This is a genomic window from Bradyrhizobium sp. 215_C5_N1_1 (assembly GCF_052075935.1).
Lineage (GTDB): Bacteria > Pseudomonadota > Alphaproteobacteria > Rhizobiales > Xanthobacteraceae > Bradyrhizobium > Bradyrhizobium barranii.
This window is the reverse complement of the sequence record NZ_CP197228.1, coordinates 2,727,942-2,752,695: the sequence shown is the minus strand read 5'-3', so window position 1 is coordinate 2,752,695 and position 24,754 is coordinate 2,727,942. Positions and strand designations below refer to the sequence as shown.

General features: G+C 64.1%; 29 protein-coding genes. 21 read left to right on the top strand and 8 right to left on the bottom strand.

The genetic code is table 11. The annotated features are described in order from the left end of the window. Positions 1-5 precede the first annotated feature (5 nt). The 6 genes from AB7G19_RS12875 to AB7G19_RS12850 all read left to right on the top strand — a co-directional run bounded on the left by AB7G19_RS12875 (position 6) and on the right by AB7G19_RS12850 (position 4,856). Positions 6-1,187: an ABC transporter substrate-binding protein gene (locus tag AB7G19_RS12875; RefSeq protein WP_063982000.1), complete on the top strand. Its 1,182-nt coding sequence runs from the start codon at positions 6-8 to the stop codon at positions 1,185-1,187. An 8-nt stretch (positions 1,188-1,195) separates the two neighbouring features. After that, positions 1,196-2,164, top strand: a complete 969-nt coding sequence (locus AB7G19_RS12870; protein ID WP_063981999.1) for a YVTN family beta-propeller repeat protein — start codon at positions 1,196-1,198, stop codon at positions 2,162-2,164. Next, positions 2,161-2,967, top strand: coding sequence for an ABC transporter ATP-binding protein (locus AB7G19_RS12865; protein ID WP_354096576.1), 807 nt, complete (start codon positions 2,161-2,163; stop codon positions 2,965-2,967). Before AB7G19_RS12870 ends, AB7G19_RS12865 begins: the two co-directional genes overlap by 4 nt. Further along, on the top strand, positions 2,964-3,812 hold the full coding sequence (locus tag AB7G19_RS12860) for an ABC transporter permease (protein ID WP_063981997.1): 849 nt from the start codon (positions 2,964-2,966) through the stop codon (positions 3,810-3,812). Before AB7G19_RS12865 ends, AB7G19_RS12860 begins: the two co-directional genes overlap by 4 nt. After that, the gene (locus AB7G19_RS12855; RefSeq protein WP_063981996.1) at positions 3,809-4,417 is read left to right on the top strand and encodes a hypothetical protein; all 609 of its coding nucleotides are present in this window, start codon (positions 3,809-3,811) and stop codon (positions 4,415-4,417) included. The genes AB7G19_RS12860 and AB7G19_RS12855 overlap by 4 nt, the downstream gene beginning before the upstream one ends. A 139-nt stretch (positions 4,418-4,556) precedes the next feature. After that, positions 4,557-4,856, top strand: coding sequence for a copper-binding protein (locus AB7G19_RS12850; RefSeq protein WP_063981995.1), 300 nt, complete (start codon positions 4,557-4,559; stop codon positions 4,854-4,856). Positions 4,857-5,025: 169 nt separating this feature from the next. On the opposite strand, the gene AB7G19_RS12845 is transcribed toward AB7G19_RS12850, so the two are convergent. Both AB7G19_RS12845 and AB7G19_RS12840 read right to left on the bottom strand, forming a co-directional pair. Continuing rightward, complete coding sequence (locus AB7G19_RS12845) at positions 5,026-5,583, bottom strand: PQQ-dependent catabolism-associated CXXCW motif protein (protein WP_441267840.1); 558 nt, start codon at positions 5,581-5,583, stop codon at positions 5,026-5,028. Next, the gene (locus tag AB7G19_RS12840; RefSeq protein WP_063981993.1) at positions 5,580-6,461 is read right to left on the bottom strand and encodes a substrate-binding domain-containing protein; all 882 of its coding nucleotides are present in this window, start codon (positions 6,459-6,461) and stop codon (positions 5,580-5,582) included. The genes AB7G19_RS12845 and AB7G19_RS12840 overlap by 4 nt, the downstream gene beginning before the upstream one ends. Before the next feature lie 129 nt (positions 6,462-6,590). Between AB7G19_RS12840 and AB7G19_RS12835 the strand changes: the two genes are divergently transcribed. Beyond that, positions 6,591-7,517: a quinoprotein relay system zinc metallohydrolase 2 gene (locus tag AB7G19_RS12835; protein ID WP_063981992.1), complete on the top strand. Its 927-nt coding sequence runs from the start codon at positions 6,591-6,593 to the stop codon at positions 7,515-7,517. 76 nt (positions 7,518-7,593) lie between these two features. After that, positions 7,594-8,412 (top strand): quinoprotein dehydrogenase-associated SoxYZ-like carrier, encoded by an 819-nt coding sequence (locus AB7G19_RS12830; RefSeq protein WP_063981991.1) that lies wholly within the window; start codon positions 7,594-7,596, stop codon positions 8,410-8,412. Positions 8,413-8,569: 157 nt separating this feature from the next. On the opposite strand, the gene AB7G19_RS12825 is transcribed toward AB7G19_RS12830, so the two are convergent. Beyond that, the gene (locus AB7G19_RS12825; RefSeq protein ID WP_014493633.1) at positions 8,570-8,929 is read right to left on the bottom strand and encodes a hypothetical protein; all 360 of its coding nucleotides are present in this window, start codon (positions 8,927-8,929) and stop codon (positions 8,570-8,572) included. A gap of 135 nt (positions 8,930-9,064) precedes the next feature. Between AB7G19_RS12825 and AB7G19_RS12820 the strand changes: the two genes are divergently transcribed. From AB7G19_RS12820 to AB7G19_RS12800, 5 genes are read left to right on the top strand one after another with little or no spacing between them, the layout of a single operon-like run. Further along, on the top strand, positions 9,065-10,012 hold the full coding sequence (locus AB7G19_RS12820; protein ID WP_063986209.1) for an ABC transporter substrate-binding protein: 948 nt from the start codon (positions 9,065-9,067) through the stop codon (positions 10,010-10,012). Between the two features lies 1 nt (position 10,013). Beyond that, entirely contained in the window at positions 10,014-10,751 is a 738-nt protein-coding gene (locus tag AB7G19_RS12815; protein ID WP_063981990.1) for an ABC transporter permease, read from the top strand. Then, the gene (locus tag AB7G19_RS12810; protein ID WP_063981989.1) at positions 10,741-11,481 is read left to right on the top strand and encodes an ABC transporter ATP-binding protein; all 741 of its coding nucleotides are present in this window, start codon (positions 10,741-10,743) and stop codon (positions 11,479-11,481) included. Before AB7G19_RS12815 ends, AB7G19_RS12810 begins: the two co-directional genes overlap by 11 nt. A 46-nt stretch (positions 11,482-11,527) precedes the next feature. Next, a complete protein-coding gene (locus AB7G19_RS12805) occupies positions 11,528-12,325 on the top strand; it encodes a pentapeptide repeat-containing protein (protein ID WP_063981988.1) in 798 nt (265 codons plus the stop codon). A 26-nt stretch (positions 12,326-12,351) separates the two neighbouring features. Beyond that, a complete protein-coding gene (locus AB7G19_RS12800; protein WP_354096575.1) occupies positions 12,352-12,699 on the top strand; it encodes a hypothetical protein in 348 nt (115 codons plus the stop codon). Between the two features lie 10 nt (positions 12,700-12,709). On the opposite strand, the gene AB7G19_RS12795 is transcribed toward AB7G19_RS12800, so the two are convergent. From AB7G19_RS12795 to AB7G19_RS12780, 4 genes are all read right to left on the bottom strand, one after another. Continuing rightward, a complete protein-coding gene (locus AB7G19_RS12795) occupies positions 12,710-12,919 on the bottom strand; it encodes a hypothetical protein (RefSeq protein ID WP_014493627.1) in 210 nt (69 codons plus the stop codon). 124 nt (positions 12,920-13,043) lie between these two features. Further along, on the bottom strand, positions 13,044-13,946 hold the full coding sequence (locus AB7G19_RS12790; protein ID WP_063981986.1) for a hypothetical protein: 903 nt from the start codon (positions 13,944-13,946) through the stop codon (positions 13,044-13,046). Between the two features lie 24 nt (positions 13,947-13,970). Beyond that, positions 13,971-14,051: a pyrroloquinoline quinone precursor peptide PqqA gene (gene pqqA / locus AB7G19_RS12785; RefSeq protein WP_012029362.1), complete on the bottom strand. Its 81-nt coding sequence runs from the start codon at positions 14,049-14,051 to the stop codon at positions 13,971-13,973. Between the two features lie 171 nt (positions 14,052-14,222). Beyond that, the gene (locus tag AB7G19_RS12780) at positions 14,223-14,615 is read right to left on the bottom strand and encodes an EF-hand domain-containing protein (protein WP_063981985.1); all 393 of its coding nucleotides are present in this window, start codon (positions 14,613-14,615) and stop codon (positions 14,223-14,225) included. Positions 14,616-14,954: 339 nt separating this feature from the next. Here AB7G19_RS12780 and AB7G19_RS12775 point away from each other — a divergent pair, with 339 nt between their 5' ends. The 6 genes from AB7G19_RS12775 (at position 14,955) to AB7G19_RS12750 (ending at position 20,811) form a co-directional block, all read left to right on the top strand. Continuing rightward, entirely contained in the window at positions 14,955-16,619 is a 1,665-nt protein-coding gene (locus AB7G19_RS12775) for a methanol/ethanol family PQQ-dependent dehydrogenase (protein ID WP_354096574.1), read from the top strand. A 10-nt stretch (positions 16,620-16,629) separates the two neighbouring features. Beyond that, positions 16,630-16,986, top strand: coding sequence for a c-type cytochrome (locus AB7G19_RS12770; RefSeq protein WP_063981983.1), 357 nt, complete (start codon positions 16,630-16,632; stop codon positions 16,984-16,986). Beyond that, the gene (locus AB7G19_RS12765) at positions 16,983-17,912 is read left to right on the top strand and encodes a substrate-binding periplasmic protein (RefSeq protein ID WP_063981982.1); all 930 of its coding nucleotides are present in this window, start codon (positions 16,983-16,985) and stop codon (positions 17,910-17,912) included. The genes AB7G19_RS12770 and AB7G19_RS12765 overlap by 4 nt, the downstream gene beginning before the upstream one ends. Positions 17,913-18,171: 259 nt before the next feature. After that, entirely contained in the window at positions 18,172-19,161 is a 990-nt protein-coding gene (locus AB7G19_RS12760) for an FUSC family protein (protein WP_231142734.1), read from the top strand. 100 nt (positions 19,162-19,261) lie between these two features. After that, positions 19,262-20,251 (top strand): Bug family tripartite tricarboxylate transporter substrate binding protein, encoded by a 990-nt coding sequence (locus tag AB7G19_RS12755; protein ID WP_231142736.1) that lies wholly within the window; start codon positions 19,262-19,264, stop codon positions 20,249-20,251. 134 nt (positions 20,252-20,385) lie between these two features. Further along, positions 20,386-20,811 carry a hypothetical protein gene (locus tag AB7G19_RS12750; RefSeq protein WP_063981979.1) on the top strand — a complete coding sequence of 142 codons (426 nt, stop codon included), beginning with the start codon at positions 20,386-20,388 and terminating at the stop codon, positions 20,809-20,811. Positions 20,812-20,851: 40 nt separating this feature from the next. Here AB7G19_RS12750 and AB7G19_RS12745 read toward each other — a convergent pair whose 3' ends face one another. Next, the gene (locus AB7G19_RS12745) at positions 20,852-21,820 is read right to left on the bottom strand and encodes a helix-turn-helix domain-containing protein (protein ID WP_014493617.1); all 969 of its coding nucleotides are present in this window, start codon (positions 21,818-21,820) and stop codon (positions 20,852-20,854) included. 513 nt (positions 21,821-22,333) lie between these two features. Between AB7G19_RS12745 and xoxF5 the strand changes: the two genes are divergently transcribed. Both xoxF5 and AB7G19_RS12735 read left to right on the top strand, forming a co-directional pair. Then, positions 22,334-24,145 carry a lanthanide-dependent methanol dehydrogenase XoxF5 gene (gene xoxF5, locus AB7G19_RS12740; RefSeq protein ID WP_063981978.1) on the top strand — a complete coding sequence of 604 codons (1,812 nt, stop codon included), beginning with the start codon at positions 22,334-22,336 and terminating at the stop codon, positions 24,143-24,145. An 81-nt stretch (positions 24,146-24,226) separates the two neighbouring features. Further along, positions 24,227-24,748, top strand: coding sequence for a c-type cytochrome, methanol metabolism-related (locus tag AB7G19_RS12735; protein ID WP_207794581.1), 522 nt, complete (start codon positions 24,227-24,229; stop codon positions 24,746-24,748). Positions 24,749-24,754 lie beyond the last annotated feature (6 nt).

Genomic DNA, 24,754 nt, shown 5'->3' with positions numbered 1-24,754 from the left:
GAAACATGATCCGATGGTTGGTCGGCCTGATCGGCCTGGGTCTTGCCGCGACGAGCGCGCTCGCGGCCGACCCGGTGCAGATCGGCGTCGGCTATCTCGGCGTCGCCGGCACCAGATCGACGCTGTCGCTGGTCGAGCAGCCCGCGGAGAATGACGGCGTCGCCGGCGCGCGCCTCGCCATCGAGGACAACAACACCACGGGAAAATTCCTCAACCAGCGTTTCACGCTGGAGGAGCGCCGCATCAAGGAAGGCGAAGATCCGGTTGAGGCTGCGGCTGCGCTTGCCGAGAAGAACGGCTTCATCATCGCCGACCTGCCGGCCGACGCGCTGTTGAAGGTCTCGGATGCCCTGCGTGAGCGCGGCACGCTGCTGTTCAACGCCGGCGCGATCGACGAGCGCCTGCGCGAGGCCGATTGCCGCGCCAACGTCATCCACACCGCACCGACGCGCGCGATGCTGGCCGATGCGCTCGGCCAATATCTGGTGTGGAAGCAGTGGAAGCGCTGGGTGCTCGTGGTCGGCTCGCATGACGAGGACAAGCTGTTTGCAGACGCGTTCCGGCGTACCGCCACACGCTTCGGCGCCAAGATCGTGCAAGAGAAGACCTTCGAGGACAAGGGCGGCGCGCGCCGCACCGATAGCGGTGTCACGCTGATCCAGCGCCAGATGCCGGTGTTCACGCAACAGTTGCCGGCCTATGACGTGCTGGTCGCCGCCGACGAGAGCGAAGTGTTCGGCGCCTACCTGCCCTATCGCACCTGGGATCCGCGCCCCGTCGCGGGCTCGGCCGGCCTCGTGCCGCGCAGCTGGGACGCATCGCAGGACCAGTGGGGCGCGATCCAGATGCAGAACCGCTTCATCAAGCTGAATTCGCGGCGCATGACCGCGCTCGACATGCAGGCCTGGACGGCGGTGCGCATGATCGGCGAGGCCACCTCGCGCACCAATTCCGGCGACGTCAAGAAGGTCACCGACTTCATCAAGGGGCCGGATTTTTCGGTCGCTGCCTTCAAGGGCACGAAACTGACCCTGCGCGACTGGAACCTGCAGCTGCGCCAGCCGATCCTGCTGGTCGACGGCCGGATGGTGGTGTCGGTATCGCCGCAGGAGGGATTTCTGCACCAGGTCTCCGAGCTCGACACGCTCGGCTACGACCGCCCGGAGAGCAAATGCAAGCTGAAATGAGGACGCGAATGTTGCGCATGTGGCGTGTGGGGTTGCTGTCCGGACTGGCGCTTGCGGCCGCGCCCGCGCATGCGTTCATCGCCTATGTCTCGAACGAGAAGAGCAACACGGTCTCGGTGATCGACACCGACAGCTGGACCGTGACCAAGACCATCAAGGTCGGCCAGCGCCCGCGCGGCATCGATTTCACGCGCGACGGCAAGTTCGTGATGGTCGCGGTCGGCGACGACGACACCATCCAGGTGATCGATGCCAAGACGCAAGCGATCGTGGACAGCCTGCCCTCCGGGCCCGACCCGGAATTGTTCGCGCAGGATGCGGCCGGAAAAATCCTCTATGTCGCCAACGAGAACGACAACACGGTGACCGTGATCGATCTGGAGAAGCGCGCGCGGCTCGGCGACATCCAGGTCGGCGTCGAGCCCGAGGGCATGACCATCAGCCCCGACGGCAAGACATTGATCAACACGTCCGAGACGACCAACATGGCGCATTTCATCGACACCTCGTCGCGCCAGATCGTCGCCAACGTGCTGGTCGACGCGCGGCCGCGCTTTGCCGAATTCAAGCACGACAGTTCGGAGCTGTGGGTGTCCTCGGAGATCGGCGGCACCATCTCGATCATCGATCCCAAAAAGCACGAGGTAACCGGCAAGGTTACGTTCGAGATTCCGGGGTTGCGGAAAGAGGCGATCCAGCCGGTCGGCATCGGCATGACCAAAGACGACAAGACCGCCTTCGTCGCGCTCGGCCCGGCCAACCGCGTCGCCGTGGTCGACGTCGCCTCGCGCAAGGTGACGAAATACCTGCTGGTGGGACAGCGGGTCTGGCACATGGCGTTCACGCCGGACGAGAAATACCTGCTCACCACCAACGGCGTGTCGAACGACGTCTCGGTCATCGACGTCGCCGCGCAAAAGGTGATCAAGACCATTCAGGTGGGCGAACTGCCCTGGGGCATTACGATCTCGCCATGACCAGCCCTGCTCCCATCGCCGAGCCGCAGGAGATGCCGAGGCTGGAAGCGGCCGCGGTGCCGGCGCTGTCGATCGACGGCGTCAGCCATTCCTATGGGCCGCGCCGGGCGTTGATGGACGTCTCCTTCAATGTGCAGCCTGCGAGCTTCACTGCGCTGCTCGGGCTCAACGGCGCCGGCAAGAGCACGCTGTTCTCGCTGATCACACGCCTGTTCGGCATCCAGAGCGGCCGCGTCGGCATCTTCGGCCACGACATCAGCAAGAGCCCCGGCGAGGCGCTGCGGCTGCTCGGCGTCGTATTCCAGCCGCGCACGCTCGATCTCGACCTGTCGCTGACGCAGAACCTGCTCTATCACGCCGCCCTGCACGGCATCAACCGGCGCGAGGCGGCCGCGCGCAGCGGCGAGCTGCTCGGCCGCATCGGCCTCTCGGAGCGTGCCGGCAGCAAGGTGCGCGATCTCTCGGGCGGCCAGATGCGGCGGCTGGAGATTGCCCGCGCCCTGCTGCACCGGCCGCGGCTGCTGTTGCTGGACGAGCCGACCGTCGGCCTCGACGTCAAGGCGCGCGCCGACATCATCAGCCATGTCCGCCAGCTCGTCACCGAGCAAGGCATCGGCGTGCTCTGGGCCACGCATCTGTTCGACGAGATCATGCCTGGTGACGACCTCGTGGTGCTGCACCAGGGCAAGGTGCTGGCGCAGGGGCCGATGAGCCGCGTCATCACGGATGCCGGCGCACAGGACGTCAACACCGCCTTCATGCGCCTGACCGGTGCGCAGACGATGCCGGGAGGCGGTGCATGAGCAGCATCACGACGCGGGATACACCGCGCGGTTTCTCGGCCGCGGAATACATGACTTGCCTCACCGGCATCGTCTGGCGCGAGGGCCTGCGCTTCCTGCATCAGCGCGAGCGCTTCGTCTCGGCGCTGGTGCGCCCGCTGGTGTGGCTGTTCATCTTCGCCGCCGGCTTCCGCCAGGTGCTCGGCATCTCGATCATCCCGCCTTACGAGACCTACATCCTCTACGAGGTCTATATCGCGCCCGGGCTGATGGCGATGATCCAGCTCTTCAACGGCATGCAGTCCTCGCTCTCGATGGTCTATGACCGCGAGATGGGCAATATGCGGACGCTGCTGGTGAGCCCGCTGCCGCGCGGGTTCCTCTTGTTCTGCAAGCTGCTGGCGGGCACCGCGGTGTCGCTGCTCCAGGTCTATGCGTTCCTGCTGATCGCCTGGTTCTGGGACATCACCCCTCCCGCGATCGGCTATCTCACCGTGCTGCCGGCGCTGATCCTGTCGGGGCTGATGCTGGGCTCGCTCGGCATGCTGATCTCCTCGGGCATCAAGCAGCTTGAAAGCTTCGCCGGCGTGATGAACTTCGTGATCTTTCCGATGTTCTTCGCCTCCTCCGCGCTCTACCCGCTCTGGCGCGTGCAGGAGGGGAGCCCCTATCTCTACTATCTCTGCCAGGCCAACCCGTTCACCCATGCGGTCGAACTGATCCGTTTTGCATTCTACGGGCAAATCAACTGGATCTCGCTGGCGGTAGTGGCGGCCTGCACAATCGTCTTCATGATCGGCGCGATTCTGGCCTATGATCCCTCGCGCGGGCTGGCGCGACGGGGCCCTGCGGGAGGCGAAGGATGAAGGTTCTGGCCATGGCCGCTTTTGCGCTCGCCGTTGCGAGCACGGCTGCGTGCGCCGCCGATCCGCGCTATCCCAACTGGCCTTGCACGCAGGCCAAGGTGCCGGACATCTCGCTCGCCGCCGTCTGGGCCGGTCCCGCACTCGACGACGCCGAGACCAAATGGAAGGACGACGCAAAGGTCACCGCGCTGGTCTCAAAACTGTCGGCGCGGAAGACGCCGATGGACGAGGCCGAGAAGTCGGTGAAGGAGTTTTTGGCCGGCTCCGCCGCTGACAAGACGGCAAACGCCAAGCTGTTGTTCGCCGGCTTGTTCGACACGCTCAACGCCCAGCGCTCGCAGGTCATGAACGGGCTCGAACGCGTCAGCCGCAAACAGCGCGAGGCGGCCGACAAGATCCGCGAGGAGTCGATCCAGCTCCAGGCGCTCCAGAGCGCGACACCACGCGACGACGCAAAGGTCGATGCGCTCAGCAACCAGTTGATCTGGGAAACCCGCATTTTCGAAGATCGCCACAAGGTGGTGCGGTTCGTCTGCGAGGTTCCGACCGCGATTGACCAGCGCCTGTTCGCTCTCGGACGCGTGATCCAGCAGGAAATGGAATAGCGTCAGCCTCGCTGACGACGACTTTCGGAAGGTTCCCGCGATATCAACGCCATCGTTACCCTTTGCCGCGCTATCAGCCGGAACCAAATCGCTCTAGGATGGCTTGTCGACGTGAACTCCAAGACGTCGGGAGGCCTCGATGGGAACAACAAAATTCATCTTCGCATGCGCTGCAGCCATCAGCACGCTTGCGTCCCCTGCTTTTGCTGACGACATGACCGGGATGGTCACCAGAATCGACCGGCTCAACAGCACGATCTCGATCCAGCAGACACAGAAGGGCACGGTCGGCGGCAGCGCAGGCGGCGCCGGCACGCTTCAGGAGTACAAGGCCAAGGACGCCGCGATGCTGGATGCCGTCCATGCCGGCGACAGGGTGACGTACTCGGCGACCGACAACAATGGTACAGGCACGCTGACGAAGCTGCAGAAGCAGTAGGCTTTGCTTCCGCCTCGCTCTCGGCGAAAGGGAGCTTCCGCGAGGCGTCTAGTCGATGTGCGCGGACGCTCGACCCACACCGTCATTGCGAGGGCAGCGAAGCAATCCAGAATCTTTCCACGGAGGGACTCCGGATTGCTTCGCTACGCTCGCAATGACGAGGAGAGAACTATTGCTCCGGCCGCGGCTCGGGTTGCGCATCGTCCAGCGGAAGGTTTGCGCGCTCCCAGCCATCTGTGCCGTCGGGGTACCAGGCGACGTTGGCATAACCGTAAGCCAAGGCGCGCTTGGCGGCGTTCCAGGACATCCAGCAGTCGGCCAGGCAATAGATCACGAGCAGCGCAGCCTTGTCGCCGCGCGCGGCGCGGGCGAGGCCGCGCTGGAAATAATCGTCCATGGCGGGCGGCAGCACGCCGTAGCCGGTGTCCGGCAGCCAGGTGCTGCCCGGTATGTTTCTTCGCGGCATATCGCGCCAGACGGTGCCTTCGGGAAGGTTCTTCGGCTTCGGCGCGCGCGGCAGCACGTCGATGAAGGCGCCGCTCTTCGCACGCCAGATTGCTTCGGCCTCCGCAGTCGTCAGCACGCGCGCGCCAGTGAGCGTCGCCGGCACCGGCGCGCGGTAATTGTCGGAGCGATATTCCTCGGGCTCGAACGGCTCCTGCTGCTGCGCCAACGCCGGCGCCACCAGAATGGCGGCAACCAGCGCAGCGGCAACGCGCCGCCTCATGGCGTCTTCTTGGCCGTCTCCGCGCCGAGCGGCTTGTCGCTCTCGTCGAGCAGCGGCACGCCAAAGTCGATCAGGATCTTGTTGATCTCGCCCTGGTTCTCCTGGATCAGCTTGTTGAGCTGCCGCTTCCAGTTCTGGTCGGCGGGCCGCACGCCCATGCCGATGCGATAGACCAGCTTCGGCCCGGTGGTTTCCTTCACCAGCGGCGTGACATGAAGCGAGCCAGCCTTCTTCGCATAATACCCGGCCATCGGACCCCACAGCACGCCTGCGTCGATCTTGCCGGCGACGAGGTCGTCGACCATCGCCTGCGCGGAGTTATCGAAGCGCGTGTCGATCATCAGGGGATAGGGTTTTGCATCGCCCATCAGGCCGGCGATCGCCATGTTGGTGGCCGGCGGCGTGCCGGCGACGATGCCGACATGCTTGCCCTTCAGGCGCGCGTCTTCGAGCGTATCGACGTCCTCGAGCCCGCTGCCGGTCTTGGCGACCAGCGCATAGGTCGTGCGGTAATAGGGATTGGTGCCCTGCACGAGGTCATCGCCTTGCGGAAATCCCATGATGACGTCGCAGCGATGCGCGCCCAGCGTCATGCGCACGAAGCCGGTGGCCTGCGGGAAGAAGACGTAGTCGAGCTTCTTCTGGAGCTTGTCCGCGAGCAGCTCGGCGAGCTTGTTCTCGAACCCCTCGCCCTTCTCGTTCGAGAACGGCAGATTGCGCGGGTCTGCACAGACGCGCAGCACTTTTGGATCGACCAGCTCGAACGAGAGGTCGCCGGTCTCGCTGGTCTGCGCAATGGCGACGTCGCCGAATGCGCAGGATGCCACCAGGACCCACAGTGAAAACAACCAGCGACGATGTCGCCCGGCCTCCGTCATCGCGCTTCCTCCTCGGTTTGTTTGAATGCTAGCCATGCAACGCATGACGCGCCATGCTTTGCCAAACTTTGTGTTGGCTTTGGTTTGTTGCAGTGCAGTGCGGCAAGCCATCTGAACTGAGGCGGAAAAGTGTCTCGCATCGCTTCCTTGATCGCAGCCCTGTCCCTGCTGGGGACAGCAACGCTAGCACGCGCCGGGGCAGCCGAATTGCCTGTGAGCGAAGTCGCACCGGGAATCTTCGTGCACTCCGGGACCACCGCCCTCATGACCCGCGAGAACGAAGGCGACATCGCCAATGTCGGCTTTATCGTCGGCGAGGATGCGGTAGCCATGATCGACACCGGCGGCAGCCTCCGTGAGGGCGAGGCGCTGCTGGCGGCGGTGCGGGCTCGCACATCCAAGCCGATCCGCTACGTCATCAACACCCACGGCCATCCCGACCATGTCTTCGGCAATGCGGCCTTTGCCGCAGAAGGAACCAGCTTCGTCGGCCACAGCAAGCTGCCGCAGGCGCTGGCGACGCGCGGGCCGTATTATCTCGACAATTTTAGACGCATCATGGGTAGCGAATTGATCGATCCCGTGAAGATCGTGCCGCCCACCCTGCTCGTCGTTGATACCCTGAAGCTCGATCTCGGGTCGCGCCGCCTCACCTTGCGGGCCTGGTCGGCCGGGCACAGCGACAACGATCTGACCGTGTTCGACGAGACCAGCAAGACGCTGTTCGCGGGCGATCTCGTCTTCCTCCGCCATATTCCGGTGATGGACGGCAGCATCCGCGGCTGGCTCGGCACGCTCGGGGAACTCGATAAAATTCCGGCGCAGCGCGTCGTGCCGGGTCACGGGCCTGTGAGCGACTGGCCTGCCGCGCTCGGCGACGAACGGCGTTATCTCACGACCCTGCTGGCGGACGTCCGGGCGTCGAACAAGAAGGGCGAGCCGATCCGGACTGCCGCCGACAAGGCGGCCGCATCGGAACGGCCGCATTGGCAATTGTTCGACGACTACAATGCTCGCAACGCAACCGCAGCATTTTCGGAAATTGAATGGGAGTAGTGGACGCGCTACGCTGGACGGGGGATCGGCTGCGCCGCCCCAGAGAAAACTGCTTCGTCCGCACGGAACCACGACCATGACGGGATGCACACGCCGCCTGCCCCTGATCGCCGCATTGCTTGGCATCGCCTTCGCTGTGCCGGCGAGCGCCGAGGAGGCTTACGATCCCTGGCCGGGCCTGGTGCAGGACATCTTCAGCAACCGTCCGATCAACGACGGCAACGACGTCATCGGCATCGAGATGCCCTATCGCGCCGAGGACGCGGCGATCGTGCCGGTGACCCTGCGCAGCAAACTGTCGCCCGCGGATAGCCGCCGCATCCGTTCGATCACGCTGGTGATCGACCGCAACCCCGCGCCGATGGCAGCGAAGTTCGAGCTCGGCGCAGATGCCAACGTCACCGAGATCTCCACGCGCGTGCGCGTCAACAACTATACCGACGTCCACGCGGTTGCCGAGCTCAGCGACGGCCAGCTTTACGTCGCCAAGACCTATGTGAAGGCCTCAGGCGGCTGCTCGGCGCCGGCAGGAAAGAACATCGAGGAAGCCAGGAACCGGCTCGGCCAGATGCGCTACCGGCAATTCGCGCGCGAGGAGGCACCTGCGAGCCGCGTCCGCGAGGCGCAGATCATGATCGGCCATCCCAACAATTCCGGCCTGCAAATGGACCAGGTCACGCAGCTCTACATCCCCGCCTTTTTCGTCAACCAACTGAGGCTGACGCAGGACGACAGTCCCGTGCTGTCGGTGGAGGGCGGCATCTCGATCTCGGAAGATCCCAATCTGCGCTTCACCTACGTCTCCAATGGCGCCAAGCGCTTCCGTGCGGAGGCGAAGGACACGGATGGGCACGTGTTCCGCAATGAATGGGATGTGGAGAAGCCGGGGACGTGAGGCTCTCGATCGTCATGGCCGGGCATAGCCGTCCGAAGGACGGCGTCGCTTTGCTCGCCTATGTCCCGGCCATCCACGGACTTCGCGCCTATCCTAAGAACGTGGATGCCCGGGACAAGCCCGGGCATGACGGCTACGGTTGGCGTGAAGCTAGCCGTCAGAAACACCTCACCTCGGCTTCCGCCTGCGCGCGCCTGAGATCATTCACCGCCGAATTTGCCTGCTCGGATGTACGAAACTGGACGCCGAGATTGCCGCGCACCTGGGACATGCTCAGCGCCGTCTCGGCGGTGACGTAACGGTCATAGGACACGATCGAGGCCACCACGTCGATCGAGCAGGAGCATTGCTCGATCGACTGCCGGCTCTCGCCATTGGCCTTCATGCAGCCATAGACGTACTCGGCACGCGCTGAGGTCGGATAATCATTGGCCTCCTCGGCACGCGCGGCGTAGACGGTCGCAGCCCACACCGCCAATGCGGCGACAATCGGTCGTAGCTGTCCCGCCAGATTCATGAGCGTCCTCCCGCTGGTTGCGACGAAAGCTATGCTATGCGTATTGTCATGAAAAGCACTCCCTTCGAGGAAACGGCTCACAAGGTGATGAGAGCACTTGGTTTGAGAGCGCCTGGACGAACATTGGCGCTCGCGATGACGCTGGCGCTGTCGCTGGCCGCCCCCGGCCGCGCCGCGGATACGATCCGCCTTGCAGTGCAGAAGACCGGAACATTCTCCTGGGAGCTGGCTGCAATCCGCGCCGGCGGGCTCGACAAGGAAGCCGATCTGTCGCTCGACGTCACCGAGCTCGCGAGCCCCGAGGCCGGCAAGATCGCCCTGCGCGCCGGGAGTGCCGACATCATCCTGTCCGACTGGCTGTGGGTGTCGCGCGAGCGCGTGCTCGGCGCCATGCTCACCTTCTATCCCTATTCCAGCGCGCTCGGCGCGGTGATGGTGCCGGCCTCGTCGCCGCTCAAGACGCTCGCCGACCTCAAGGGCCGTAAGCTCGGCGTCGGCGGCGGCGCGATCGACAAGAGCTGGCTGCTGCTGCAGGCGCGGATGAAGCAGGACGGCATCGACCTGAAGTCCGATGCGAGCATCGTCTATGGCGCGCCGCCTTTGATCGCCGCCAAGGCGCTCGATGGCGAGATGGATGCAAGCCTCAACTTCTGGAATTTCTGTGCGCAGCTCGAGGCCAAGGGCTTTCGCCGCCTCGCCGGCATCGAGGACATTTTGCCGAAGCTGGGGGCCAAAGGCGCGGTATCCGCGGTCGGCTATGTCTTCGACGAGAGCTGGGCCGCAAGCCATCGCGATGCGGTGGCGCGTTTCATTGCGATGACCCGCAAGGCCAAGCAGCTGCTGGTCACCTCGGATGCCGCCTGGGACAAAATCGCTCCGCTCACCGGCGCGAGCGATCCGGCCATCCTCAAGACCTACCGCGACCGCTATCGCGACGGCATTCCGCGCCGAAGCATCGTGGACGAGGAGGCGGATGCGCGCGTGCTCTATCGCGTGCTCGCCGAGATCGGCGGACGCGACCTGGTCGGGCCGGCGGCCGAGCTCGATCCCGGCACCTTCTATCACGCGGTCCCCGGAGACTGAGGTGCTGCGTCTTCTCTCGTTTTCCCTGTTCCTCGCGACCTGGTGGATTGCAGCGCTGTTCGTCGGCGGCGCAAAGCTGCCCTCCCCGCCTGCCGTGCTCAACGTCACCATCGCCGAAGCATCTAGCGGCGCCCTGTTCCTGCATCTCGGCGCAACGCTGGCGCGCGTCGCGCTCGCCTTCGTGCTAGCGATGTCGCTCGGCAGCGCCATCGGCTACTTGATGGGACGGGTGAAGCTTGCCGACCGGCTCGGCGATCCCTGGCTGATCCTGCTGCTGAACCTGCCGGCGCTGGTCGTGATCGTGCTGGCCTACATCTGGGCCGGCCTGACCGAAGCGGCCGCGATCGCGGCGATCGCTATCAACAAGCTGCCGACCGCCATCGTCACCTTGCGCGAGGGCACGCGCGCGCTCGACCGTTCGCTCGACGAGATGGCCACCGTGTTCGCGATGCCGCGCTGGCGTGCGTTCCGCCACGTCGTGCTACCGCAGCTTGCGCCCTATATCGCAGCCTCGGCCCGGTCCGGATTGTCGCTGGTATGGAAGATCGTGCTGGTGGCCGAGCTGCTGGGACGGCCGAACGGTGTCGGCTTCGAGATCGGCGTCGCCTTCCAGCTGTTCGACACGCCGCGACTGCTGGCCTATTCGCTCACCTTCGCGGCCGTCGTACTCGTCATCGAAACCTTGCTGGTGCAGCCGTTCGAAGCCCGCGCAACACGGTGGCGGCCCCGTGCGGCTTGAAGTCGATATCTCCGGAAAGACATTCAGGAGTGCCGCGGGCGAAACGCACGAGGTGCTGGCCCCGGTCAGCTTCGCGCTTCAATCCGGTGAGGTCGGCGTTTTGATCGGCCCCTCCGGCTGCGGCAAGAGCACGATGCTGCGCATCATCCTCGGGCTCGACCGCGATTTCCACGGGACCATCGCGCGTCCACCGGAAGCGCGGATCGGGATGGTGTTCCAGGAGCCGCGGCTGTTGCCGTGGCGCTCGGTCGAGCAGAATGTGCGGCTTGCGGCTCCTGATATCTCCGAGGCGAAGCTGTCGGAGCTGTTCAGGATCCTGGAGCTGGAAGCGCATCGCAGCCACTTTCCCGGCGAATTGTCCCTGGGTCTTGCCCGGCGCGTCGCGCTGGCCCGCGCCTTCGCGGTCGAGCCCGATCTGCTCGTGCTCGACGAGCCCCTCGCCTCGCTCGACGACGCGCTCGCTGGCCGCCTGCGCGACGAGATCGCGACGCTGGTCGCAAGCCGCCCCATGATGACGCTGCTCGTCACCCACAGCCTCGACGATGCGATCCGCCTCGGCGACCGCTTGTTCTTCCTGTCGCCGCAGCCGGCGCGAATTCTGGCAGAAGTGCCCATCAGCATCCCGCGTGGCGCACGCGGCGACGCAGAGATCGCCGCGATCAGGGCGGACCTCGTGGCGAGAATCCAAGGCGAACATGGCGGCGAACACGCCGGGCGTGATGCCTCATAGGCAGCCACGCAAAGCGCGTGCTAAACAGGGCCCGTAGCGGAGCCCGATGATGACGCGAATGGTCGCCCTCATGACGCTTGGCCTCGCTCTCGTCGCGACCATGGCGAGCGCGCAGGACATGATGCGTGACGTCGACCTCACGTCACCCGCGATGGTCTCCGCGGAAATGAGCCGGCAGGAGGTCGAGGCCATCCTGGCCAAAGCCAGCCCCGGGGCGCCGGCCGATTTCACCGGCAAGCGGTTGTCGGGGCTCGATCTCTCGGGTCTTGACCTTTCCACGGCGATTCTCCGTGCGGCACGACTCAACAAGACGAAACTCGCCGGTGCCCGTCTTGATCAGGCGATCCTCGATCAGGCGTGGCTGCTCGACGCAGATCTCGCGGGCGCGAGCCTGAAGGGCGCCAATCTGTTCGCCTCGCAGATGGCGCGCGCGCGTCTGGACGGCGCGGACCTGACCGGTGCTCGCATCGCGGCCGACCTCACCGGCGCAAGCCTGATCGGCGCCTCGATTGCGAACGCGCATCTTGGCGCCGATATGCGCAACCAGTCGATGGGGCTGATGCGCGCCGTGCTGCGATCCGCCAATCTGGAAGGGTTGAACGCGCGCAATGCCGACCTGTCGCGCGTCGATCTCGAATTTGCCTCCCTCAAGGGAGCCGACCTGACCGGCGCATCGCTCAAAAATGCTCAGCTCGGCGGCGCCGACCTGACCGGAGCCACCGTCACTGACGCCGATTTCGAGGGCGCTGATCTTGCCTCGGCGAAGCTGATCGCGCCGATCGGCCTTGACCGCGCCAGGAATTTCGACAAGGCAAAGAACCGCGAGCGCCTGATCAGGGAATAACAGGGCGCCTTTGGGAGGATCGGCTGATGCGTTGGTTTCTGGCTTTGATCGCGTTGTTGACGTTGGCCGGCGAAGCCGCCGCCCAAAGCAAGGGCAAGGGCATCCGGCTCTGGAATTTGACGACGGAGACGATCTCCGGCTTCCAGCTCTCGCCCGCCGGCAAGACCGAGTGGGGCCCGAACCAGTGCCTGAACGACAAGGACAAGGAGGTCGACCACGACGAGCGGCTGCGCATCACCGGCGTCGAACCCGGCCGCTATGACGCCAGGGTCAGCTCTCCCAATGCGCGGCAGTGCATCGTCCGCGACATCGAGATCAAGGCGGACGCGGTGTTCTCGATCGCCGACAAAGACCTGAAGGACTGCTCGAAATAACGAAGGCGGCTCACGCCTTGTCGTTCGGGTGCGGATATTCGCAGCGCCACCGCACCGCCTGCCACTTCGGATGGTCGCCGACCCATTGCGCGATATAGGGCGGCGCAGCCATCACGCATTGCCTCGGCGACCCCGCAAAGTTGAACACCAGATGCTGCTCCTCGCAGGTCGCAGGCGAGAGCACCGCACACACAGTCACCACCAGGTCAATCGGGTTCATGCCGGAATCCTGTCGCAAGGGGACAATCGAGATTAGCACGAAAGATTACGTTCCGAGGAGCGGGAAGTTTCGAACGGACGGGATGTTCCCTCTCCCAGCGCGCGGGCAGAGGCGGAACAAACACCTAGAAGTTTACCCCGAACACCAATCGCGCCTGATGACGCTCGAAATTGACGAGGTCGAGATTGCCGCCCGATCCGGCCGGGCGGCCCCAGGCCTGCATGCTCCAGCTCAGGGTGAGCCGCGACTTCTCCGATAGCTGGAAATAGGCGGTCGGACCGACAAACAGCGCCTGCCCCGAGAGCTCACCGAGGCCGATGCCCTCATACTGGCGGAAGTAGCGCATCTCCCCACCGAGCAGAAAATTGGGGCGCACGCGCACCAAGCCGCCAAACGCCGCCCCGATCGTCGAACTCTTCTCGGACAGACCTGCCACCTCGAAGCGCGCCCATTCCGGCTGATAGATCAAATTGAGCGCGCCGATGACGAAGTTCGGGACCAGCTCGCGGTCGAAAGCGAGCGTGAAATCGGTGCCGTACATCCGCCCCTTCGCGCCGCTGGTCTCGTCGATGCGATCGCCATGGAGTTCGGCGGCGACAGTCAATCCGAATGGCGCGCGCCCGCGGTCGAGCAGGCGGTAACGCAGGTCGAGCGAGGCGCCCTGGAAATTGAACTGGCGGCGGTCGTCGATATCGGGAACGCCGGTGATGTCATGCAGCGTGGCGGTGCCGCCGACCTCGATACGGAAGTTCGGCAGCGGCACGACTTCGATCTCGACCTCCTGCTGGAGGGCGCGATAGGTGCCGCCCTTGCCGAAGCGTCCCGTGGTCTGAGTCTGGAATTCGCGCTCGCCGGGATTGCCGACGTCGGTGCCGATCATGAAGCCGAAGATGTGCTCGGTATCGAAGCTCTCTTCGGCACTGACACACGCCGGTGCAAGCGCAACACCGAACGCAATTGCCGTCCAGATCGTGTGGGCTCCAAGGCGCATTGCGAACACTACCACGGCTTCGACGGCGTTCGCCATCGAAGCCGCGGCAGGTCGTCAGTCTTACTTGCGCGCAGCGCAGGCGTACATGTTGATTTCCATGCCGACCGGCACTTCCACGATCTTCGGAGCTTTCCAAGCCATTCGGGTCTCCCAAGGGTATTGAGCGCGACATCGCGCGGGGCAAAACCTAGGGCTGCGTCAGGTGCAGCGCAAGCCTGGAATCGAAGCGCAAACACAGCGAACTGTCGCATTATGCTCGCGAATTTCCCTCTCGGGCAAATCGCCTTCGCTCCCAGTCAAGCGCCGCGTCTCTCACCGCAACAAGCGCAGCAGCGCGCGGCCGGCGCGCGAGTTCAGCTCCTTCGCATCCAGCGTTCCGTCCTTGTCGGGATTCGCTGCGTTGAAGCGCTGCTCCACCACCGCGAGATATTCGTCGAGCGTGAGAGTCCCGTCGCGATCGGGATCGGCGGCGGCGAGTTCCTTCGCCGTTAACCGTCCGCGCAATTCGCGCGCGTCAAGCGTGCCGTCGTGATCGGGATCGAGCTTTGCGAACAGCGCGGCGGCCGCCTTCTTCACCTCGGCGAGATCGAGCGTGCCGTCATTGTCGGTGTCGAACATCTTTACGGCGTTGCCGGAAGCAGCCCAAGCTGGACCGGACAGCACTGCAATCGTGAGCGCAAGCGCAACTGAGCGACGTGAAATCATCAAACCCTCCTGACCAGCCCCCCGATTCGCAGGGGATCGAAACGACATAAGTCTACAAGCGAGCCCCGGTTCAAGTCCGGAATTGCAACCTGCGCACTGCACAACTCGCGGAACCCGACGGCCCGAGCAGAGCGGCCGAAGCCGCCTCCGCTTCATGCCACGGAATTTTTTCAGCGTCTGCGCACAAGTGAAAGTGGGTTGTCAGGTTTCTGTCAGGTGACCGGCATCTGGCATCCAACATATCGGCGACGCACTTACCACTTTCGTATTGACGTGTTTTGCGTTCGGGCGGAGTGTTGCTGCCGCAGCGTCAAAAGGCGCGCATATTGGGAGGAACGGATGAAACGCTTTGCGATGGCCGCGAGCCTCGTCATGCTTGCATCGACGTGTGCAAACGCCCAGACCACCGAGCAGCTGGTCAAGGGTGCGACCGATACATCGAACGTTCTCAATTACGGGATGGGCTACAATCTGCAGCGCTTCTCGACGCTGAACCAGGTCAACAAGGACACCGTCAAGAATCTCGTCCCGGTCTGGAACTACAGTTTCAACGACGATCGCAGCGAGGAATCGCAGCCGCTGGTGTACCAGGGCGTGATCTACGTGACCTCGCACAACGCCACCATGGCGGTCGACGCCAAGACCGGCAAGCAGATCTGGAAATCCAAGGTCGAGTATCCCGCCGAGACGCCGCGCATCGTCTGCTGCGGCATCATCAACCGCGGCGCCGCGCTCTATGACGGCAAGGTCTTCCGTACCACGCTCGACGCCAACGTGATCGCGCTCGATGCCAAGGACGGCAAGGAGCTGTGGCGGCAGAAGGCGGCCGACATCAAGGAAGGCTATTCGATGACGGTGGCGCCGCTGGTCGCCGACGGTGTCGTCATCACCGGCATCTCCGGCGCCGAGTTCGGCACCCGCGGCTTCATCGACGGCTGGGACCCGGCGACGGGCAAGCATCTCTGGCGTACCCATTCGATCCCCTCGCCGGACGAGCCCGGCGGCGACACCTGGAAGGGCGACACCTGGAAGCTCGGCGGCGGCTCGACCTGGATCACCGGGTCCTACGATCCCGAGCTCAACACGGTCTATTGGGGCATCGGCAATCCCGGACCGTTCAACTCGGCGGTGCGTCCCGGCGACAACCTCTACACCTGCTCCGTGCTGGCGATGGATCCCAAGACCGGCAAGATCAAGTGGCACTACCAGTTCTCGCCGAACAATCCGTTCGACTATGACTCGGTGGCCGAGATGGTCCTCGCCGACATGAATGTCGAGGGCAAGCCGACCAAGGTGCTGATGGACGCCAACCGCAACGGCTTCTTCTATGTGCTCGACCGCACCAACGGAAAGCTGCTCGCGGCCAATCCTTACGTGAAGGTGAATTGGGCAACCGGCATCGACATGAAGACCGGCAAGCCGATCGAGACCGACGTCTCGAAGGACGCGCGCGACGGTAAGAAGGTCACCGTCTATCCGTCGATCCTCGGCGGCAAGAACTGGGAGCCGATGTCGTTCAATCCGCAGACCGGATTGGCCTATGCCAACACGCTCGCCTTCGGCGGCAGGTACAAGACCGAGCCCGTCACCTTCAAGCAGGGCGAATGGTATCTCGGCATGGACCTCACCGACCTCTGGGAGTGGGGTGACGGCCCGCGCGGTCATCTGAAGGCGATCGATCCCATGACCGGCAAGGCCAAGTGGGAAGCGCCAAGCGACATCCCGCGCTTCTCGGGCGTGCTGTCGACCGCAGGCGGCATCGTGTTCTCGGGCGCACTGACAGGCGAGTTCGAGGCCTTCGACGCCGACACCGGCAAGAAGCTCTGGCAGTTCCAGACCGGTTCCGGCATCGAGGGACAACCGGTGACCTGGCAGCAGGATGGCGTGCAGTACGTTGCCGTCACCTCCGGCTATGGCGGCGTCTACTCGCTGTTCTCCGGCGACGAGCGGCTTGCCAAGGTGCCGCCCGGCGGCTCGCTGTGGGTTTTTGCGGTCAAGCAATAACCACGGCCCGATGCTGAAGGACATATCTCACAAGACGGTGGCGACGATCGCCACCGTCGCGGTGCTGACGGTCGCGCTTGCGGCGACCGTTCGTGCCGCGGACGATGCAACCGGCAATCCCGTGCAGGCACAGATCGACTATGGCAAGTCGACCTATACTTCGAAATGCTCGCACTGCCACGGCCCCAACATGATGAATTCTGGCACCATCACGCCGGACCTGCGCGCCTTTCCCGACGACAAGACGCGCTTCGTCACGACGGTGAAGAACGGCAAGAACAACAAGATGCCGCCCTGGGCCGACATTTTGAGCGACGACGAGATCGGCAATCTCTGGGCCTTCGTCTCGAGCAGGAGAAAGCCATGAGACCCTGGCTCGCCGCATGGAGCGTTGCCGCGATCCTCGCGGCGGCGACTACCGCCTCGCGCGCGGCCGAGGAGCCGCTGAAGGTTTGCCTCGATGAGGACCGGCCTCCGCTCTCGGTGCATCACAAGGGCAAGCCGGATTCAGGCTTCGACGTGCTGCTGGCGCAGGCGATCGCGGACCGGATCGGCCGGCCGCTGAAGATCCAGTGGTTCGAGAGCAAGCTGGACGAGGATTCGAGCCCGCAGCTCGAGGCCAACGCCTTGCTCTCCGATGGGCGCTGCTCGCTGGTCGGCGGCTATGCGTTGACGACGGATTCCCTCGTCAAGCCCGGCATGAAGACGGCACGCTTGCCCGACTTCGCCGGGGCCACGCGCGACGACCGGCGCCGCCGCGTCGCGCTCGGCGTGCTTGTGCCCAGCCAGCCTTACGTCTATTCGCCGATGACGGTGGTACTCGGGCCGAAAGCGCAGGGCCGCAAGATCGGCGACATCGGCGATCTCGGCGGCCTTCGCCTTGCGATCGAGAGCGGCTCGCTGGGCGATGCCATCCTGATGACCTTCGAAAAGGGCCGCCTGATCGACAGCATCACCCATCTCGTCCCCGGCCGCGACGATCTCCTCGGCGCGCTCCAGCGCGGCGACTATGACGCGACGCTGATCGACCTCGGCCGCTTCGATGCCCACCGCGCCGCGCATCCCGACACGACGATCACCGCGTCGGGCTATTATTATCCGATCGGCGCCAATCGCGGCTATGTCGGGCTCGCCAGCGACGGCGCACTGATCGACGCGGTCAACAAGACGCTGACCAGCCTTGCCGCCGAGGGCAAGATCGCCGAATTCGGCAAGCAGGCCGGCCTCACCTATCTGCCACCGCGCGAGCCTGCGATCCTCGGCGATGTCTGGACGAAGATCATTCAGCGGTGAGGTAGCCACACGTGCCGTCACATCACCGGTGTCATGCCCCGCGAAGGCGGGGCATCCAGTACGCTGCGGCCTCTCGATTCAATCGCAAGCGCCTCTGGAATACTGGATCGCCTGGTCAAGCCGGGCGATGACAGCGAGGGTGTGGCGCGACCGTCGCTCCACACGCCAAAGTGCCGACCACATTTCCGTGGTATGCATCGTGTTTCGTTCGCCCCTTTGGTGCCCCGTGAATCCCCCCACGACTCCCTCCGCCACCAACTTGCGTGATCTCCTCTCCCGCGAAGTCAAGACCAGCGAACTGCTGCGCGCGCTGATCGTCGTCGGTCCGATGGTCGCCGCCTATTTCATCTCGCGCGAGACGGCGCTGCTGAACCTGGGGCTCGTCGCGGTCTCGCTGCTGATTCCGGCGCTCAGGCAGCACTTTCCGCCAAAAGTCGTCGCGTGGCATTATCTCGCCATCCTCGTCACCTTTGCCGCGCTTTTCCTTGCAGCTCCGGTCAAGCCGCTATTCGTGGTGCTGACGGCGCTCGCCGGCTTCCTTGCGGTGGCGGGAACGCGCTATGGCGAACATTTCCGCACGCTCGGCAATTGGGTTTTCATCCCCGCCGTCTATCTCGCCTGCGAGGTGCGGGAGGGCGTGAGCGCCGAGGAAGCGATACGTCATGCCGGCGTGGTCATCGCCTCCTCTCCGATCGCGCTGGCGCTCGTCTGCGCGATCCAGATTTACGACCAGCGGCAGCGCGGCAATGCCGCGACCTCGTTCGGACCGCCCGCGACCGACTGGTTTCTGCCCGCCGCGGCAACCGCTATGGCGGTCTTTGCCGCAGCCGCCCTGGTCGAGATCTTCAACCTCGCGCAGGGGCAATGGGTGATGTGGTCGGCCGCAAGCGTCGTGGTCGGCGACCTCACGGCGTCCACCGGCAAGCTGAAGCAGCGGGCGATCGGCGCCTTCATCGGCGCGCCGCTCGGCTTTCTCGCGGGCCTTGCACTGCCGCAAAGCCGCGTCGGCTACGCCATCGCGATTCTCGCGGCCACCCTCACCCTGATCTCGTTCTCCCGCTACATCGTCGGCTTCGGCCTGCGCTGCTGCTTCATCGCGCTCGCCGCATCCTTTGCCGGCGGCGCCAGCGGCATCGCCGAGGAGCGCATCGTCAACGTGCTGATCGGCGGCACGTTCGGCCTGATTGCGGTGGCCCTGACCGAGATCGTCTGGCTGCGGGTGATGCGGAAGACCCGATCGCCCGGATGACGCGCAAATGGGCACCGCGCGGCCTTGTCGAATGCGCCAATCTGTCTCGCCTACCACCCCAGCCTGATGCAGTAGGGTCGGCAAAAATCAGGAGGGAATCATGCCCGCAAAATTCGATCGCCGCCACTTCATCGCCGCCGGTACCAGTGCAATCGCGATGCCCTTCGTCGCGCGCGGCGCCTCGGCGCAAGGCAGTTGGCCCTCGCGGCAGATCCGCATGATTTGCAGCTATCCCGCCGGCGGACAGACCGATTTGCTCGCGCGCGCCTATGGCGAATTCATCTCCAAGCAGGTCGGTAAGACCGTCGTGGTCGAGAACAAGCCCGGCGCCTCCGGCGCGATCGGCACCGCAGAGGTCGCCCGCGCCGAGCCCGACGGCCACACCATCCTGTGCTCGATCTCGACCACCTACATCATGAACCGGGTCGTGATGAAGAATCCCGGCTACGACATGGACAAGGATCTGACGCTGGTCAGCGTCATTCCGGGCGCCGGCCTGTTGCTGGTCGCAAACCCCAAGACCGGGGTCAAGACGCTGGAGGATTTCGTCGCCTTCGCGCGCAAGAGCGGCAAGGTCAACTTCGGCACCTATAGCGCGGGCTCGGCCCCGCACATGACGATCAACGAGCTCAACAAGCAGTACGGTCTTTCCATCGAGCCGGTTCACTACCGCGGCGAAGCGCCGATGTGGACGGGGATGCTGGAAGGCACGCTCGATGCCGCAATGGGCAGCTACACGGCGGCGCAGTCCGTCCTGCAAAGCGACCGTGGCACCGTGTTCGCCGTGCATTCGAAGAAGGTCGACGCGATCCCAGCCATCAAGACCCTCCCGGAGCAGGGCGCAACGTCGAAATTCTTCACCGTGAGCGGCTTCTCCGGCTGGGCCGTGCCGAAGGCGACGCCGCAGCCGGTGGTCGACCGCCTGGCGGCGCTCTGCGTCGCCGCCAACAGCGATCCGAAGGTGAAGGAGGTTCTCGCGACCTTCGTGCTCGAGCCGGCCATCGGCTTCAAGGAGACCAATGCCCTGTATCAGCACGAGTTGCCGATCTGGATCGAGAGCGCGCGGTCGCTCGGCCTCGAGCCGGCCTGAACCTTCCGCGGCGCACGGGGCTGTCCCATCGGAGCCCGGCATCCGACCAAAGCCTAGTGTCGGAAGCGCATTTTCCCGCTATGATTGTGCGCCGGTGCCGGCCCCCTCACCGGCGGACAAGAAAGGCCGATCGCATGACACCGGATGGCGTCGCCGTTGCCGTCATGATCACTCTGCTCTTTCCGATGGGCTACTTCACGCTGGCCTCGCCCGCCTTCCTGCTGGTGAAGCTCGATATCCAGCCCGTCGCCCAGCTATTGCGTGGGATGTTCAACGCCCATTTTCTGGTGATGCGCGTCGCCGGCGTGATCGGGGCGCTGGCTTTCCTGCTCGACGGTCGCCTGGTCGCCGCGATGGGCGTCGGCCTGCTCGCGGCCCTGGCGATCTGGGGACGCCGCTGGTTCATGCAACGGATCGACGACCAGCTCCGCGCGAGGGACGCAGGTGATGCTGAGGCCCCGCACCGGCTGCGCCGGCTGCATTGGAGCGGCATGCTGGGCAACGCGGTGCTGCTGGTCGCTCTCGTGACCAGCATTCCCTACGTCGCCATATCGGCCTGAGAGATATCGCCGCGCGGCCTGCGTCGGCTGCGGCGCTCGCCTAATGCTCGCCCGAGGCCGCGGCGCCCTGCTGGGCCTTGTGGATCGAGGACGGCACCACGCCAAAATATTTCCGGAACACGCGGCTGAAATGCGATGAGCTGGAGAAGCCCCAGGAGAAGGCGACATCGGTGATGGTCTTGCCGCCGTGCGCCTCGAGCTCCTGGCGACAATTCTGCAAGCGCGCCTGCCAGATGTAGTCGCTCACCGTGGTGCCGCGCTCGGAGAACAGCATGTGCAGATAGCGCTTGGAGCAGCCGAGCTCGGCGGAGATCTGGTCGATGCACAGATCCGGATCGCGCAGGTGCTCGCGGATGAAGAATTGTGCGCGCACGTACATTGCCTCGGGCCCGACGCGATCGAACATCGTGTCCGCTTCGCGCAACGGCAACAGCAAGAGGTCGATCAGCGAATCGGCGACACCGACCGCGCTGTTCGCCGACAGCTTGGCCGCCTCGTCGAAGGTGGCATGGACGAAATCATGGGCGATCCTCCCCGTCCCGGTCTTCGCCGACAATTTGCAGGCCGGCATCCGCTGCGACGGGAATCCACGGTCGCGCAGCAAGGCCTTCGGCACGATCACCACGTCGTGGCGGGTGAAGGCGGGGCTGATGATGGAATGCGGACACGAGACGTCATAGGCGATGATGTCGCCCGGGTTCAGCTCGATGTGGCGGCCTTCCTGCTCGAAATAGGACACGCCGTAGGTCTGGAAGTGGATCTTGATGTACGGGTGTTCGTTGGCCTTGGCGCGCGCCAGCGTGTGCGCGATGCGATGCTGGCTGACCTCGATCTGGCAGAGCTTCAGGCGCGAGACGCTCGTGTAGTCGATGCGGCCCTCGAGCGAGGACGCCTCGAGCGGATCGACGTCGAAATGCCCACACAGGCTTGTCAGCCCGTCGATCCAGCTCTGGATCTGCCGCTTCGGCGTCAGGCCGGTCGTCGAGAGCGTGTGAATGGTGTCGGACATTAATCCAGCCGCTGGTTTCATCTGCAGATTCGACGCGAATCGCAACCAGCGCTGCTGGAGCCCTCAGCCATGATTGCGTGACGTTTACCTCGAATTTGAGCGGTCTCTTGCAACGAGCGCGATCGTTCCATTGCCACCCTTGACGGTTAATCCTCCGCCTTAGTTGCAGCGCCGTCAAGGGGAACCTGAGCGCCGAAGGCGCCGCGAAGGCGCGCGGAAGCCGCTGAATTCGCTACTGCAAAATCAAAAACTTTGCGTCCGTGCGCTGTCAAGCAAACCGGCTTCCCTCTTGGGCAAGTTTCCCGATGACGAAGTCGTTAGGGATTGCGGCAGGAACAACAAAAACGGGCCTCTCCTGCACGTGGACCCGTAGCTCTCATCCGGAGGAGGAAACAGCACAGCATCGTTTCTGGTCCCAAACGTGACCGCCCTGCACGAGCAGACGCCGGACGAGAAGCCCGGTGATTAATCAATGCTTCGGAAACAATAAACGAGACCAACGGAGGAATGACTATGCGCAAGGTGCTAATGGCGACCTATCTTGGCTCCGCGGCGATGCTCGCCGTCGGCAGCGCGTCAGCCAATGACGAGCTGATCAAGATGTCGCAGAATCCCAAAGACTGGGTCATGCCGGCGGGCGACTACGCCAATACCCGCTATTCCAAGCTGAACCAGATCAACGCACAAAACGTAGGCAAGCTCCAGGTCGCCTGGACCTTCTCCACCGGCGTGCTGCGCGGCCACGAAGGCGGCCCGCTGATCATCGGCAACGTGATGTACGTCCATACACCGTTCCCGAACAAGGTCTATGCTCTTGACCTTTCCAACGAGAACAAGATCATCTGGAAGTACGAGCCGAAGCAGGATCCGAACGTCATCCCGGTGATGTGCTGCGACACGGTCAACCGCGGCCTGTCTTACGGCGACGGCAAGATCATCCTGCATCAGGCTGACACCACACTGGTTGCGCTCGACGCCAAGACCGGCCAGGTCGCCTGGTCTGTGAAGAACGGCGATCCCACTAAGGGCGAGACCGGAACCTCTGCGGCGCTCGTCGTCAAGGACAAGGTCCTGGTTGGCATTTCCGGTGGCGAGTTTGGCGTCCAGGCTCACATGACGGCTTACGATCTCAAAACGGGCAAGTTGGCTTGGCGCGGTTACTCGGGAGGGCCTGATGATCAAATCCTGGTCGATGCCGAGAAGACCACCGCTCTCGGCAAGCCGGTCGGCAAGGACTCCAGCCTCAAGACCTGGCAGGGCGATCAGTGGAAGATTGGCGGCGGCGCCACCTGGGGCTGGATCTCCTTTGATCCTGAGCTGAACCTGATCTATTACGGATCAGGCAATCCCTCGACCTGGAACCCGAAGCAACGTCCAGGCGACAACAAATGGTCGATGACGATCTGGGCCCGCAATGCCGACACCGGCGTGGCCAAGTGGGTCTACCAGATGACGCCGCACGATGAGTGGGATTATGACGGCGTCAACGAAATGATCCTCTCGGATCAGTCGATCAACGGCCAACCGCGCAAGCTGCTGACCCATTTCGACCGCAACGGCCTCGCCTACACGATGGATCGTGTCACCGGCGAACTGCTGGTCGCCGAGAAATACGACCCGAAGGTGAACTGGACCTCCGGCGTCGACATGGACAAGAACTCACCGACCTATGGCCGCCCGAAGGTTCTCGACGCGGCCTCGACTGAAAAGGGCGGCGAGGATCACAACACCAAGGGCATCTGCCCGGCCGCGCTCGGTACCAAGGACGAGCAGCCGGCAGCCTACTCGCCGGACACGCAGCTGTTCTACGTTCCGACCAACCACGTCTGCATGGACTACGAGCCGTTCAAGGTGAGCTACACCGCGGGCCAGCCCTATGTGGGTGCGACGCTCTCGATGTATCCGCCGCAGGGTGAAACCCATATGGGTAATTTCATCGCCTGGGACGGCAAGACCGGCAAGATCGTCTGGTCGAACAAGGAGCAGTTCTCGGTCTGGTCGGGTGCGCTCGCAACCGCCGGCGGCGTGGTGTTCTACGGCACGCTCGAAGGCTACCTGAAGGCGGTCGACGCCAAGACCGGTAAGGAGCTCTACAAGTTCAAGACTCCCTCCGGCATCATCGGCAACGTCACCACCTATGAGAACGGCGGCAAGCAGTATGTCGCAGTGCTCTCCGGCGTGGGCGGCTGGGCCGGTATCGGTCTGGCAGCTGGTCTGACCGATCCGACCGCCGGTCTCGGCGCAGTCGGTGGCTACGCGGCTCTCAGCAACTACACGGCACTCGGCGGTACGCTGACCGTGTTCTCGCTGCCAGCGGCGAACTAGCCTCACCTTCGTGTCGCTCCGGCGCGTGGATCAACTCCACGCGCCGGCTCGTCTCCACCGAACGCCTTCGAGGATCATCTCTTGCGTAAAATCTGCTTTGTCATCGCTGCGACCATCTTCGTGACCTCGGGGGGAATTGCCGTTGCGGACGGTCCGGGCGACCCGACCGCCGTCAAGAAGGAAGACGACGGAAAGTGGCTCGATAAGGAAGGAAACCCGACCTACAAGATTTCGGCCGACGGCACCGTGGACTGGTTCACCTATTCCGGATATCGCCGCTATCACTCCGACTGCCACGTCTGCCATGGCCCCGACGGCATGGGATCCACCTACGCACCGGCGTTGAAGGATTCGGTCAAGACCATGAGCTACGGCGACTTCCTCGGCGTCGTCGCCTCCGGTCGCAAGAACATCTCGACCGCGCAGGAGAACGTCATGCCTGCCTTCGGCGACAACCCGAACGTCGCCTGCTACATGGACGATCTCTACGTCTATCTGCGCGCCCGCTCCGACGAGGCGTGGGGCCGTCAACGTCCCTCCAAGAAGGATGAGAAGAACGAGACCTACACCAAGGCGGAAGACGCCTGCATGGGCAAGAAATGAAGGTTA

Excerpts from the sequence above, each read along its gene's own strand:
- AB7G19_RS12860 (WP_063981997.1), top strand. The coding sequence starts at position 2,964 with ATGAGCAGCATCACGACGCGGGATACACCGCGCGGTTTCTCGGCCGCG.
- AB7G19_RS12750 (WP_063981979.1), top strand. The coding sequence starts at position 20,386 with ATGACACCGGATGGCGTCGCCGTTGCCGTCATGATCACTCTGCTCTTT.
- AB7G19_RS12850 (WP_063981995.1), top strand. The coding sequence starts at position 4,557 with ATGGGAACAACAAAATTCATCTTCGCATGCGCTGCAGCCATCAGCACG.
- AB7G19_RS12840 (WP_063981993.1), bottom strand. The coding sequence starts at position 6,461 with ATGACGGAGGCCGGGCGACATCGTCGCTGGTTGTTTTCACTGTGGGTC.
- AB7G19_RS12870 (WP_063981999.1), top strand. The coding sequence starts at position 1,196 with ATGTTGCGCATGTGGCGTGTGGGGTTGCTGTCCGGACTGGCGCTTGCG.
- AB7G19_RS12805 (WP_063981988.1), top strand. The coding sequence starts at position 11,528 with ATGATGACGCGAATGGTCGCCCTCATGACGCTTGGCCTCGCTCTCGTC.
- AB7G19_RS12800 (WP_354096575.1), top strand. The coding sequence starts at position 12,352 with ATGCGTTGGTTTCTGGCTTTGATCGCGTTGTTGACGTTGGCCGGCGAA.
- AB7G19_RS12745 (WP_014493617.1), bottom strand. The coding sequence starts at position 21,820 with ATGTCCGACACCATTCACACGCTCTCGACGACCGGCCTGACGCCGAAG.
- AB7G19_RS12875 (WP_063982000.1), top strand. The coding sequence starts at position 6 with ATGATCCGATGGTTGGTCGGCCTGATCGGCCTGGGTCTTGCCGCGACG.
- xoxF5 (WP_063981978.1), top strand. The coding sequence starts at position 22,334 with ATGCGCAAGGTGCTAATGGCGACCTATCTTGGCTCCGCGGCGATGCTC.
- AB7G19_RS12790 (WP_063981986.1), bottom strand. The coding sequence starts at position 13,946 with ATGGCGAACGCCGTCGAAGCCGTGGTAGTGTTCGCAATGCGCCTTGGA.
- pqqA (WP_012029362.1), bottom strand. The coding sequence starts at position 14,051 with ATGGCTTGGAAAGCTCCGAAGATCGTGGAAGTGCCGGTCGGCATGGAA.
- AB7G19_RS12770 (WP_063981983.1), top strand. The coding sequence starts at position 16,630 with ATGCTGAAGGACATATCTCACAAGACGGTGGCGACGATCGCCACCGTC.
- AB7G19_RS12855 (WP_063981996.1), top strand. The coding sequence starts at position 3,809 with ATGAAGGTTCTGGCCATGGCCGCTTTTGCGCTCGCCGTTGCGAGCACG.
- AB7G19_RS12765 (WP_063981982.1), top strand. The coding sequence starts at position 16,983 with ATGAGACCCTGGCTCGCCGCATGGAGCGTTGCCGCGATCCTCGCGGCG.
- AB7G19_RS12830 (WP_063981991.1), top strand. The coding sequence starts at position 7,594 with ATGACGGGATGCACACGCCGCCTGCCCCTGATCGCCGCATTGCTTGGC.
- AB7G19_RS12820 (WP_063986209.1), top strand. The coding sequence starts at position 9,065 with ATGACGCTGGCGCTGTCGCTGGCCGCCCCCGGCCGCGCCGCGGATACG.
- AB7G19_RS12780 (WP_063981985.1), bottom strand. The coding sequence starts at position 14,615 with ATGATTTCACGTCGCTCAGTTGCGCTTGCGCTCACGATTGCAGTGCTG.
- AB7G19_RS12865 (WP_354096576.1), top strand. The coding sequence starts at position 2,161 with ATGACCAGCCCTGCTCCCATCGCCGAGCCGCAGGAGATGCCGAGGCTG.
- AB7G19_RS12795 (WP_014493627.1), bottom strand. The coding sequence starts at position 12,919 with ATGAACCCGATTGACCTGGTGGTGACTGTGTGTGCGGTGCTCTCGCCT.
- AB7G19_RS12825 (WP_014493633.1), bottom strand. The coding sequence starts at position 8,929 with ATGAATCTGGCGGGACAGCTACGACCGATTGTCGCCGCATTGGCGGTG.
- AB7G19_RS12845 (WP_441267840.1), bottom strand. The coding sequence starts at position 5,583 with ATGAGGCGGCGCGTTGCCGCTGCGCTGGTTGCCGCCATTCTGGTGGCG.
- AB7G19_RS12775 (WP_354096574.1), top strand. The coding sequence starts at position 14,955 with ATGAAACGCTTTGCGATGGCCGCGAGCCTCGTCATGCTTGCATCGACG.
- AB7G19_RS12755 (WP_231142736.1), top strand. The coding sequence starts at position 19,262 with ATGCCCGCAAAATTCGATCGCCGCCACTTCATCGCCGCCGGTACCAGT.